The organism is Streptomyces sp. NPDC021356 (assembly GCF_040641015.1).
Lineage (GTDB): Bacteria > Actinomycetota > Actinomycetes > Streptomycetales > Streptomycetaceae > Streptomyces.
In genome coordinates this window covers 43,396-55,309 of record NZ_JBFACU010000018.1, presented here as the reverse complement: position 1 = coordinate 55,309, position 11,914 = coordinate 43,396, and the positions used below count along the sequence as shown (strand labels likewise).

The 11,914-nt window shown below is 71.6% G+C and carries 12 protein-coding genes and 1 pseudogene; 9 read left to right on the top strand and 4 right to left on the bottom strand.

Features of this window, described 5'->3' with window-relative positions; all coding sequences use genetic code 11:
- The first annotated feature begins 3 nt into the window (after nt 1-3).
- From AB0G56_RS24365 to AB0G56_RS24350, 4 genes are read left to right on the top strand one after another with little or no spacing between them, the layout of a single operon-like run.
- On the top strand, nt 4-219 hold the full coding sequence (locus AB0G56_RS24365; protein WP_311578353.1) for an MbtH family protein: 216 nt from the start codon (nt 4-6) through the stop codon (nt 217-219).
- Between the two features lie 11 nt (nt 220-230).
- A complete protein-coding gene (locus AB0G56_RS24360) occupies nt 231-1,484 on the top strand; it encodes a cytochrome P450 (RefSeq protein ID WP_360972671.1) in 1,254 nt (417 codons plus the stop codon).
- 23 nt (nt 1,485-1,507) lie between these two features.
- Entirely contained in the window at nt 1,508-2,251 is a 744-nt protein-coding gene (locus AB0G56_RS24355) for an SRPBCC family protein (protein WP_360972669.1), read from the top strand.
- A 33-nt stretch (nt 2,252-2,284) separates the two neighbouring features.
- Entirely contained in the window at nt 2,285-2,470 is a 186-nt protein-coding gene (locus tag AB0G56_RS24350) for a hypothetical protein (protein WP_360972667.1), read from the top strand.
- Nucleotides 2,471-2,504: 34 nt separating this feature from the next.
- On the opposite strand, the gene AB0G56_RS24345 is transcribed toward AB0G56_RS24350, so the two are convergent.
- The 4 genes from AB0G56_RS24345 to AB0G56_RS24330 form a co-directional block, all read right to left on the bottom strand.
- Nucleotides 2,505-3,554, bottom strand: a complete 1,050-nt coding sequence (locus tag AB0G56_RS24345) for an ABC transporter ATP-binding protein (protein ID WP_360972665.1) — start codon at nt 3,552-3,554, stop codon at nt 2,505-2,507.
- Complete coding sequence (locus AB0G56_RS24340; RefSeq protein WP_360972663.1) at nt 3,551-5,404, bottom strand: dipeptide/oligopeptide/nickel ABC transporter permease/ATP-binding protein; 1,854 nt, start codon at nt 5,402-5,404, stop codon at nt 3,551-3,553. Before AB0G56_RS24340 ends, AB0G56_RS24345 begins: the two co-directional genes overlap by 4 nt.
- A 109-nt stretch (nt 5,405-5,513) precedes the next feature.
- Nucleotides 5,514-6,500 carry an ABC transporter permease gene (locus AB0G56_RS24335; protein WP_360972661.1) on the bottom strand — a complete coding sequence of 329 codons (987 nt, stop codon included), beginning with the start codon at nt 6,498-6,500 and terminating at the stop codon, nt 5,514-5,516.
- Between the two features lie 44 nt (nt 6,501-6,544).
- A complete protein-coding gene (locus AB0G56_RS24330) occupies nt 6,545-8,134 on the bottom strand; it encodes an ABC transporter substrate-binding protein (protein ID WP_360972659.1) in 1,590 nt (529 codons plus the stop codon).
- A 246-nt stretch (nt 8,135-8,380) separates the two neighbouring features.
- Here AB0G56_RS24330 and AB0G56_RS24325 point away from each other — a divergent pair, with 246 nt between their 5' ends.
- From AB0G56_RS24325 to AB0G56_RS24305, 5 genes and pseudogenes are all read left to right on the top strand, one after another.
- Complete coding sequence (locus AB0G56_RS24325; RefSeq protein WP_360972657.1) at nt 8,381-8,701, top strand: DUF5132 domain-containing protein; 321 nt, start codon at nt 8,381-8,383, stop codon at nt 8,699-8,701.
- Nucleotides 8,702-8,754: 53 nt separating this feature from the next.
- A complete protein-coding gene (locus AB0G56_RS24320) occupies nt 8,755-9,597 on the top strand; it encodes an alpha/beta fold hydrolase (protein WP_360972655.1) in 843 nt (280 codons plus the stop codon).
- A gap of 34 nt (nt 9,598-9,631) precedes the next feature.
- Entirely contained in the window at nt 9,632-10,117 is a 486-nt protein-coding gene (locus AB0G56_RS24315; RefSeq protein WP_360972653.1) for a transposase, read from the top strand.
- A gap of 32 nt (nt 10,118-10,149) precedes the next feature.
- A pseudogene (locus AB0G56_RS24310) lies at nt 10,150-10,248 on the top strand (3-oxoadipate enol-lactone hydrolase); the annotation flags it as partial.
- A gap of 585 nt (nt 10,249-10,833) precedes the next feature.
- Nucleotides 10,834-11,853: a hypothetical protein gene (locus tag AB0G56_RS24305; protein ID WP_360972651.1), complete on the top strand. Its 1,020-nt coding sequence runs from the start codon at nt 10,834-10,836 to the stop codon at nt 11,851-11,853.
- Nucleotides 11,854-11,914: the final 61 nt, after the last annotated feature.

Below are 11,914 nucleotides of genomic sequence, written 5' to 3'. Positions count from 1 at the left end.
CCCATGACCAACCCGTTCGACGACCAGGACGGCACCTTCCTCGTCCTCGTCAACGACGAGAACCAGCACTCGCTGTGGCCGCAGTTCGCCGACGTCCCCGACGGGTGGACCGTCGCCCACGGCCCCGACACCCACGCCGCCTGCCTGGAGTACGTCGAGCGCTCGTGGACCGACATGCGGCCCAAGAGCCTCGCCGATGCCATGAACGCCCAGCAGTAGCGCGGTCCGCGGTGAACCTGACCCAAACCACCGAAGAGGCCCGCGACGGCGCGGGCCTCGCCCGGTCCGACGACCTCGCCGCGGCCCTGCTCACGCCGGAGGCCCGCCGGGACCCGTACCCGCTCTACGCCCGCATGCGCCGCGAGGACCCCGTCCACCGCAGCACCCAGGGCATCTGGTACCTCACCCGGTACGCCGACGTCGAGGCGGCACTGGGCGATCCCCGATTCTCCAGCGACCGGGACCGGATGACCCGCGCCTACAGCGCGCTCGGCGGCGACCTGAAGGCGTTCAGCCGGCTCACCGTCCGGCTCGGCCGGGTCATGAGCAACACCGACCCGCCGGACCACGCCCGGCTGCGCAAGCTGGCCAACCGGGCCTTCACGGCCCGGCGGGTCGAAGCCCTGCGCGGCCGGGTGCAGGACATCGTGGACCGGCTCATCGACGAGGCGGTCGCGGCCGGCCCGACCATGGACCTGATCGAGGCGGTCGCCTCGCCGCTGCCGCTGGCCGTCGTCTGCGAACTCTTCGGCATCCCGTCCGAGGACCTCCCGCAGGTCAAGACCTGGTTCCGGCGCTTCGGCCGGCTGAGCGAGGACATCGACAAGTCCGAGGCGGCGATCGCCGGTTACGAGGAGTACCTCGCCGGGCTCGTCAGCAGCCGCCGCGCCCACCCCGGCGACGACCTCATCAGCGCCCTGGTCGCCACCCAGGCCCAGGACGACCGGCTCACCGACTCCGAGCTGCTGTCCACCTGCTTCGTCCTGATCACCGCCGGCGACGAGACCACCACCCACCTCATCGGCAACGGCATGCTCGCCCTGCTGCGCCACCCCGGCCAACTGGCCCGGCTGCGCGCCGACCCGATGCTCATCCGCCCGGCCGTCGAGGAACTCGCCCGCTACGACACGCCGACCCAGGCGATCGTCCGGGTCGTCGCCGAGGACCTCACGATCGGCGGGCGGAGACTGCGCGAGGGCGAGCTGGTGTACCTGTTCCTCGCCGCGACCAACCGGGACCCCGAGCGCTTCCAGGACCCCGACGGGCTCGACCTGACCCGCTCCGGCAGCCGGGCCCTCAGTTTCGGCCACGGTCCCCACTTCTGCCTCGGCGGACCGCTGGCCAAGCTCCAGGCCGAGGTGGCCGTCGGCACGCTGGTCCACCGGCTCCCGCACCTGCGGCCGGCCGACGGCGCGGTCCTCGACTGGCGGCCCAACCCGTTGCAGCGCAGGCTCACCGCCCTGCCACTCACGTACCGACCATGAAGAACGACGAAGGAGACGTGCCCATGGCACGACAATTCGAGGTCAGCCGGGAACAGGACCTGCCCGCCCCGCCCGAACGGGTGTGGGATGCGGTCGCCACCGGCGCCGGCAATCTCGGCTGGCTGTACCCCATGGAGGTCGAACCGCGCGTCGGAGGGAAGGTGACGCGCGGCGACAGCACCGTCGTGGCGTGGGAACCGCCGCGCCACTTCGCGGTCCGGGCGGAACAGGAGGGAGGGTTCTCGAACACGCTCACCTACCGCGTCGTGCCCGCCGACGGCGGCACGACCCGCCTGCGGACGGGCATCCACTGGGTGCACGCCGGGATCGTCGACGACGCCTGGGAGTGGGACACCAAGACGGACGCCGCCGAACGGCACGTCGACTTCTACCAGCACTCCCTCGCCGCGTACCTGACCCACTTCGCAGGCCGCCCCGCCGTCTACGTCAGGGCTTCGCGCACCGAGCGCACCGCCGACCCGGCGGACTTCGCCGCGCTGCGCCGACGCCTCGGCCTGGCCGACGACTCGGCCGTCGGCGACCGGTTGACGCTCGACCTGCCCAGCACGGACGGCGGCCCGACGGAGCTGGTCGTGGACTGGCTGGACGCCGACTTCCTCGGCCTGCGGGCCCCTGACGCGTTGTACCGCTTCTTCAACGGCAGTTCCTGGAACTGGCCGATCTGGCTGGGCCACCACCTGTTCGCCGAGGACGCGGACGAGGCGGCGGCGACCGAGGCGTGGCACGCCTGGCTCGACGGCGCCTGATCCCCGTCGCACGACACGACCGAAGGACCTCTGGTGGAAACACTGCTCTACGCAGCCGAACTCGTCCGCGAGGACGGCACCTACAAACTCGTGGTGAGAGACGTGGTCCGGGACACCGTCCAGGTCACCCCCGTCCCCGAATCCGCGGTGGCGAAGCTCCCGACCTTCCTGTCGGTGCTCGGCGCCAAGCTCGGCTCGGCGCCGGCCCGCCGCCGGTAGACCGCTCGTCGCGGCACGGGTGCCGTCCGGCGCGTCAACCGCCGGACGGCACCGGCCCCGCACCGTTCCCGTCCCAGGGGACGCGCCGCGCGTGGGGCAGGCGGTCGTCGGCGAGGCAGGGGAAGTGGCAGGCGGCGCGATGCGGCCGTCCGGTCGCGTCCTCCTGCGGGTCCTGCACGACGCAGACGTCCCGCCCTGGGCGCCGGTCCGGCCCGACGGGGCAGCGCGGATGGAAGCGGCACCCGGCCGGCGGCGACACCGGATCGGGCGGCTCCCCGGCGAGCAGGGGTTCTGCCGCCGGACGTCTGCCGGGGTGCAGACGCGGCACGGCGGCCAGCAGCGCCCGCGTGTAAGGATGCCGGGGGCCGCTCAGCAGGCGCTCGGTGGCGGCGGTCTCGACGATCCGGCCGAGGTAGATCACGGCGACGGCGTCCGACACGTGGCGGACGGCGGCGAGGTCGTGGCTGATGAACAGCATGGCGAAGCCCATGCGCCGCTGCAGGTCCCGGAGCGTCGTGAGCAGCGCCGCCCGGACCGACACGTCGAGGGCCGAGGTGATCTCGTCGGCGATGAGCACCGCCGGTTCCACGGCGAGCGCGCGGGCGACGGCGACCCGTTGGCGCTGGCCGCCCGAGAGCTGCCGCGGCAGCCGATCGGCGCAGCCGGCGTCGAGACCGACCCGTTCCAGCAGACCGGCCACGCGCTGTGCGCGCTCGTGGCGATCCAGCCGGACGAACGCCCCGGCCGCTTCGGCGATCGACTGCCGGACCGTCATGCGCGGGTCCAACGCCGTGTCCGGGTCCTGGAACACCAGTTGGACCTGCTGCCCCAGCCCGCGCCGGTCGGCCGTCCGGCGCCCGCCGTACTCCCGCCCTCCGACGGTGATCCGTCCGCCGGACAACGGGTCCAGCCCGACGACGGCTCGTGCCAGCGTGGACTTCCCCGACCCGGACTCGCCCACCAGGCCGACCGTCGTGCCCGCGGGAACGTCCAGCGACACGCGGTCCACCGCCGTGACCGGCCCGAGCGGACCGTGGTGGCGGACGGTGACCTCGTTCAGCTCCAGTCCCGGTCCTGCCCTCACCTCTGCGCCTCCTCGGATCCCTGCCGCGTACGGGACGGCGGCGCGGACAGCGGTTGCCAGCAGGCCACGTCGTGTCCCGGGCCCAGCGGGGACAGCACGGGGCCCTCCACCGCGCACCGCTCCAGCCGCTGGGGGCAGCGGTCGCGGAACGCGCAGCCCGGGGCTGTGCCGTACGGATCGGGCGGGCCCCCCTCGATGGCACGTGGGGCGCTGCCGGGTTCCGCGTCAAGGTCGGGGACCGAGGCGACGAGCATTCGCGTGTACGGATGCCGTGCCCCGGCCGCCAGTTCGCCGGCGGGAAGGTCCTCCACGATCGTGCCCCCGTACATGACCAGCACCCGGTCGCAGGCGTCGGCGACCAGAGCGATGTCGTGGCTGATCAGAAGGACCGCCGTGGCGTCCTCGTCCCGGACCCGGTGGAGCAGCCCCATGATCTGCCGCTGCACGGTGACGTCCAGGGCCGTCGTCGGTTCGTCCGCGATGAGGAGAGCGGGACGCATCATCGACGCCGTCGCGATCGCCACACGCTGGCGCTGACCGCCGGAGAGCTGGAAGGGGCGGGACCGGAGCAACCGGCGTCCGGCGGGCAGGGCGACCCGGTGCAGCCGGTCCAGCGCCAGGTCGACGGCCTCCGCACGGCGGACGCCCCGGTGCGTGCGCACGGCCTCCGTCATCTGCGTGCCGATGCGCAGCGACGGGTTGAACGCGGAGGCCGGGTTCTGGAAGACCAACGCGATGCCCGTGGCCAGCTGCCCGCGTCGCTCCTTGCGGGTCACCGACCCTACGTCCGTGCCGAGGAACCGGTGGGTGCTCCAGGTCGCGCATGCGCCGTCGGGCAGCAGGTCGGCAAGCGCGAGCGCGGTCATCGACTTGCCGGAACCGGACTCGCCGACCAGGCCGACCATCTCGCCACGCCGCAGGGCGAGGGTCACACCGCGGACGGGCCGGAGCACACCGTCCGCGCTGGGGAGGTCGACCCGTAGGCCGTCCACCTCCAGCACGTGGTCCGCGGACGCCGGGTGGGCGGCGCGGGCCGGCCCGGCTGCGGGCTCTTCCTCCGGGAACGGGCGGGCTCGTCGCGCGGCGGCTCCGGCCAGCATCTCGCCGAGCAACTGGAAGGCGACGGAGGCGTAGACGATCGCGATGCCCGGCGCCACGGCCGGCAGAGGTTCGGTGTAGATACGGTCCAGCCCCTGGTTGAGCAGGAGTCCCCAGTCGTACGCCGGCGGCCGCACCCCCAGCCCGAGGAAGCTCAGCCCCGACAGCGCCGAGAGCGCCGATCCCGCGGCGACCGTGGTGTTGAGCACCAGCGGTCCGGTGATGTGGGGCAGCACATGGCGCAGCAGGAGCCGGTGACGGCGTAGCCCGAGCACGCGCGCCGCGGCCATGAAGTCGGTCCCGGCCACCTGGGCGGCGAGTGTCTGCGTGATCCGCGCGTAGCCCGGTGCGGAGGCGACTGCGAGCGCGATCACCGCGCCTGCCGCGCCCGCCCCGAAGAGGGCGGCGAGGAACATCGCGACGAGGATCGCGGGGAAGGCCAGCAGGAGGTTGATCACAGCTCCCAGCAGGCGGGCGGCGCGCCGGCCCACGACGGCGGTGAGCGCGCCGAGGGCGATGCCCGCGACGGCCCCGACGAGTGTGGCCGTGACAGCCGGCAGCAGGGAGGGCCAGGTCGCCGAGAGCAGCCGGGCGAGCTGGTCGCGGCCGAGGTGATCCGTGCCGAGCAGGTGCTCCGTGCTGGGCCCCCGCAGCACCGCCGACGGGTCCGGCCGGTCGGCCCGCCGCCCCCACAGCACCTTCCCGGCGACGGCCAGGACGGCGAGCGAGGAGAGCATCACCAGGGTGGTCACGCCCAGGGGAGTGGCCCAGCCCGACCGGGACGCACGGGACCGGCCGCGGCGGGCGGACAGCCGGGACGGGGGGACGGGGGACGGGGAAGCGGAGGACAGCACCATCGGATCACGTCTTCCGGATGACGGATCGGGGGTCGAGCAGCGCCAGCGCCAGATCGACCAGGAAATTCACCACGAGGACCGACGAGCCCAGCACCAGGACCGACGCCTCGACGACCGCGTAGTCCTGCGCCGCCACGGACTGCGCCATCGCCGAACCGATGCCCGGCCAGGCGAACACCTTCTCTACCAGCACGGTCCCCGCGACCAGGGCCGGCAGCAGGTTGCCGGCGTACGTCAGCGACGCGGTGAGCGCGTTCGGCGCCACGTGGCACAGGTGGAGCCGGACGGCGGACAGCCGCTTCGCGCGGGCGGTGCGGACGTAGTCCGTGGCGAGGACCTCCAGCGTCTCCACCCGCACGATCCGCAGCAGGACCGCGGTCGGAGTCAGCGCCAGCGCCAACACGGGCAGCACCCAGGACCGGGGGCCGAGGTCGCCGGCGACGGGGAACAGGGGCAGCGCCACCGACAGCCCCGCGGCCAGACCCGTCGCCAGGACGAAGCCCGGCACGCCCGCGAGGACCGAGGTGGTCGCGGTGAACGCCAGTTCCGTCCGCGGACGCCGACCTCCGTGCGTCCACACGGCGGCGAGCAGCCCTCCTGGGAGGGCGACGACGAGTACGCACACGAACGCCAGGACCGCGAGCAGCAGCGTTGCCGGCAGGCGCGCCCCGACCAGGTCGGCCACCGGCTCGCCGGACACCAGCGACACCCCCAGGTCGCCCCGGGCCAGGCGCGGGAGGTGATCCCAGTACTGCTGCGTCAGGCTGCGGTCCAGACCCAGCTCGTGCCGCTTCGCCGCCACCAGGTCCGCAGGCGCGTCCACGCCCAGCGCGGCCCGCACCGGGTCTCCTGGGACCAGCCGGATCATCGCGAAGGACGCGGTGACGACCACGAAGAGCGACACCACCAGCCGGACCGCGCGCCGGGCGCAGAACACGACCCACGGGGCGACCCGGGGACGGGCGCCGAGCCGTGCGGACACGGTCGTCATGGGAACCTCCTCGACCGGCGGGCGCCCGGGCGCATCCGCCACGGTTACCGGTGCAGGCGAATGCTGGTCGGCACGATCCGGCCGCCCGGCGCGAGGCGGAACGTCGTCCGGTGGCCGTACACCGTGCTCGTGCCGTCGGCGACGGGCAGCACGTCGGCCGAGCGCAGGAGCGCCGCAGCGGCCCTGTTCCAGTCCGCGCAGCCGGTGTCGCCGGGCGAACGCAGGGCCCGGGCGACGAGGCGGTCGTACGCGGGATTGGTGACGTGCGCGAAGTTCAGCTCTCCCGACGACGGCGGGCCGGAGAAGTACGGGACGAGTTGCGCGGGCAGTTGCGGTCCCGGCGAGCTGCCGACCACGACGTCGAAGTCGCCGCTCCCGTACATGGCGTGGACCACCGCGTTGCCGCTTTCGCCGACGAGGTCGACGTCGACGCCCAGTGCCCGCCACATCACTGCCATCAGCTCGGCGACCGACGGAAGGGTGGAGCCGAAGTCGCCGCTGCTGAGCACCCGCAGCCGCAGTGGCCGGCCTCCCCCGACCAGCCGGCCCCGCTCGTTCTTCGTCCAGCCCGCCGCGCGCAGCCCCCGCACGGCGCCGGACGAGGGCACGTTCCCGGTGGCGACGTCGGAGTGGCAGAGCGAGTCGCGGGCGGTGAGATGGCGCGCGGGCGTACCGTCGCCGCCGATCGCCACGTTGGCCAGGCCCTTGCGGTCCAGGGCCCCCACCAGTGCCCGGCGCACCACGGGATCGCTCAGCGGCCGGCCGGAGCGCTCGTTGAAGAAGGTCAGCCCCACCACGGTCGGTACCTGGACGGCCGTCAGGCCGTGGCCGGCCAGCCGCTCCCGGTCCGGGCCGGTCACCATGGCGATGTCCACCCCGCCCGTCAGCAGCAGGTTCGCCACCGTGGCCTCCTGGGGGACCACCTTGACCACGATCCGCGCCGGCTGCCCCGGGGCCGCGTTGCCCGCTCCCCGCGGCCCCCAGGCGTACCCCGCGCGTCGTGTGAAGACGTACGGGCCTCCCGAGGTGTAGCCGCTCAGCACGTACGGGCCGGTGCCTGCGGTGCTCCTGTCCAGCGCCGCCGGATCCGCCAGGCCGGCGGGACAGACGACGGGCAGCAGACCGATCGTCCGCACGATGAAGCTGTACGGCGACGCCGTCCGCACCGACACCTCCCGCGCCGCGTCGTCGGCCGACACCGTGAACGGCACGTCGGGCAGGGCGGTCCGGGCGCCGACGAGACGGTTGCGCGGGTCGCCGGCGTAGCGAAGGGACCGGGCCACCGCCGAGGCGGTCAGGGTCGTGCCGTCGGAGCAGGTCACCCCCTTGCGGAGGGTGAAACGCGCCGACGTGTCCCCGGCCCGCCACCTCTCGGCCAGGGCGGACACCACCCCGCCGCCCGGCGCGATCGAGACCAAGGAGTCGTAGGCGTACGGAGCCAGAGAGAGACCGAACTGCGAGTACGGGTGGAAACTCGGCGTCTCGGAGGCACTGGCGATCGTGACGGTGCCGTCCACGACCACCGGAGTCCGCGTCGACGACACGTCACCGCCGCAGCCGGCCAGCAGGGCCGACACGACGGCCGAGGCTATGAGGGACCGCGCCTTGGGGGACGGAACGGGTCGGCGGTGCATGGCGGTCATCGTGCCACCGCGACCGAGGGCGGCGGTGGGTCCTTCCGCAGTCCGACGGGGGACACGCCGGACGATGTCCCCCGTCCGAGCGAGCTCGCCCGACAGGCGTTCCCATTACCGACAAGATGCCACGTCACACTCGAACGGGTGAAGAAGCGGCGAGAGTCTACCAGTCTCCCTCACGGCCAATACCGTTGATTTTTCCGCACCTTCTTCGTCTCCGCCAGAAGAAAAGGATGTCGAGCCATGCCGCCTGTAGTACCTCCTTTCCTGATTGGTCTGGTCGCCGCGTCCCTGGTGAAGAGGGTCGGCAAGCCATTGGTGCGGGGGATCGTCAGAACATCGGTGGGCGTGGGACTCGAAGTACAGCGAGCCGTCCAGCAAGCCGGCGCGGAGATGCACGGCCTCGCGGCCGAGGCGAGCGCCGAGATGCGCGCCCTCCACGCGCCGCACGCCGCGGCGACCGGCGGGCCGGCGTACGCGGACGCGGAGGCAAACGCAGGACGGACCGGCGGACGGAGCAAGTCCGCCGCCAAGCCCCGCAGTGTCGCCGCCAAAGCGCACTGAGCCCGCAAAACGGACAGACGCCCCACCGAGACACCTTCAGGGAGACCGACCGGATGCCAGTGACCCGAACTTCCGCGGGAGGCATCGACGAGAAGAAGTGGTTCCGTGTCCACCGGCGTACGGTCGAGCCCAGGCTCCGGCTGCTGTGCTTCCCGCACGCCGGCGGCACGGCCCAGCTCTTCCACGGCTGGCCCGTACTCCTCCCGGCGGACGTCGAGGTGCTGGCCGTGCGCTACCCCGGCCGCCAGGACCGGCTCGCGGAACCCTGTATCGAGTCCATGGCCGCCATGGCCGACGCGATCGCCACGGCACTGCGGCCCTGGCTCGATCGGCCGCTGGCGCTCTTCGGGCACAGCATGGGCGCCTGCGTCGCCTACGAAGTGGCCCTGCGCCTGGAGACGCGCGGCATCGTCCCCGCGCACCTCATGGTGTCCGCGCACGAAGCGCCGCAACGGGCCGAACGCGCCGCCCTGCACGAGGCCGACGACGCGACGCTGATCAGTCACGTCCGACGCCTGGGGGACATGCACTCGGAGGCGTACGACATCCCGGAGTTGCGTGAGCTGCTGCTGCCCGCCCTCCGATCGGACTACCGGCTGATCGAGAACTACCGCCCCTCGCAGCCGACCCCCGTCAAGGCGCTCGTCACCGCCTACATCGGCCAGAACGACATGAGTTGCGGGCTCGACAGCGTCCGCGCCTGGTCCGATCTCACCGCGCCGGACTCCTTCGACCTGTGTGCCTTCCCCGGCGACCACTTCTACCTCGTGCCTCGGCAGGCCGACGTGGTCGCGGACGTGGCGGCACGTCTCGCGCGTGCAGGACACCCCGATCAAACGGCACCGCGCATGGCCCCCGCGGGACTCCCGGGGGACGCTGGTCCGACCGGTCGCTGAGCCCGGCGGCGGCCGACCGCGGCCACGCCGGGGGATGCGAAGGGCAGCCGGTAGGGCCACGCGACCGTCCGTCGAGCGCATCGAGCAGCTCACCGCTCAGATCAATGAGCTGAACCAGCGCCTGACCTGGCTCGTCGAACGCCACGCCCCGCAGCTACTCGAACCGGTGTGTATCGGTCCGGACGGTGCCGTCACTCTCCTGATGGCCATGGGAGACAACCCCGAGCGACTGAACTCCGAGGCGTCCTTTGCTGCCCTTTGCGGAGTCAGCCCCATCGAGTACTCCTCTGGCCGGCGGCGCACGCGCCGGCTCAACCACGGCGGCGACCGCCAGGCCAACGCCGCCCTGCACCGCATCGTCATCACCCGGCTGTGCCACGACCCACGCACCCAGGCGTACTACGAACGCCGCACCCAGGAGGGCAAGACCCGCCGCGAAATCATCCGATGCCTCAAGCGATACGCAGCCCGCGAGGTCTTCAACCTCGTCAGACCGGTCTCCCACACCCCCGCGTTATAGGGGCGTCTGTGAGACGTGAGAGGGTCTGGGGCGTGAGTGAGACACCGTCGAACACCCTGCAATACCGCTTTGACGGGCCGGAAGAGGCTCCCGTCCTGATCCTCGGTCCCTCACTGGGTACCACATGGCACAGGTTGTAGAGACCGTCTTTGGGCGTCCACGTCAGTCCAGGGCGGGCGCGTAAGAGCAGGTCAGGGCAGCAAGTCCTGGGGAGTCCGCGTAGTTGGTGACAGACGTGTGACAGCGCCTGTGACAGGGCGGTGATAGAGCAAGGCCGCGCCGGGGAACATGCTGGCGGGGCCTCTGCCGGAACCACGAGACGAAGCCCCACCGGAGCACTCCGGTGGGGCTTCGTCTCGTCGAGCTCGACTGTGCTTGCGCGCATGACGCGCCCGGCTCCTCATGCAGTTCGTGTTCCTGCGATGCGCTCGGTGACACTGGATTTGCGATCGCAGCCAGCAAGGTGGAGCTCGTGAGGCGACGCGGCCCCGCGGGAATCCGGGTGGCTCGTGTCGTGTGGTGGGTCGATGCGGTGTGCCCTGCTCAGGCGGGCTCAGCGGTATGCCGGCTGTCGGTGGATGCGTGACGTCGTGGCCACCGTTGATGCTGCAGCCGTGACGAAACCGGACTCGGTCGTACGTGCCGGACGGTTCTGCGGTGACAGGGCACAATGGTCCGCACGCGGTGGCTGGGGGAGCGGCTCTGGGGAGGGCGTCGTGAAGTTCAGAAAGCGAACGCTGGAAATGCTTGGCGACCTCGTTTGCGGAAACCTCGGTACGGCAGATCATCAAGCTGATGCCGAGCCAGCATATTTTCCGTATCGGTCGAGCAGCTACATCACCGAGTTCTTCACGGAACTCGACATGGACTGGGAGCACGATGGTTCGACGCGGCACCGCTGGGTCGCGGAGGTGCTGGAACAATTGTTGGCGGAGCCGCACGAGGGGCCTTCACACCCACCGGAGTCCTTCTGCAGGGTGATCGACCACCTGATGAATCCGGCGGATGCCCTCAATGAGGGTCTCGACCGACCCAATGCCCTGCGCTTGCTGAACAATGCGCTCGCCCGCGAAGGGTTCGAAGCCTTCTATGGGGAGGACAAGCACTGCTACCTGCGGCACATCGGAACGAACACGGTCTCGATGTTGGCCAAGAACCCGCATCGCCCTCTGAGTGCCGCCGAGATGCAGCGGCGCACAGCACTTGCCGCGTTCCTGGACACGTGCAGTGAGGATGCACTCATTGAGGAAGTGCTGCTGCCGCTCTTCCGTCAGCTGGGCTTTCACCGGATCACTGCAGCCGGGCACCGGGACAAGGCGCTGGAGTACGGCAAGGACATCTGGATGCGGTACACCCTGCCGACCCAGCACTTCCTGTACCTCGGCATCCAGGTGAAGCGCGGGAAACTGGACGCCACCGGAAAGTCCAGGGCGGGCAATGCCAACATCGCTGAGATCCATAATCAGGCTCTGATGATGCTGGCGCACGAGATCTTCGACCCCGAGACCAACCGGCGCGTCCTCGTCGACCATGCGTTCATCGTGGCCGGCGGGGAGATCACCAAGGCTGCACGCAACTGGCTGGGCAACGCGTTGGACGCTGCGAAGCGGAGCCAGATCATGTTCATGGATCGCGACGACATCTTGAACCAGTTCGTGGTGACCAACCTGCCGCTTCCCGTAGGTGTGCTGCCGAGTGCGACGCCATCCGGTGGTACCGCGGAAGCGCCATTCTGATGCTCGTTCGGGGCGTGCGGCCTCAGGGGGACCGGCGGGGTGCGGCCGGGATACGGACGTC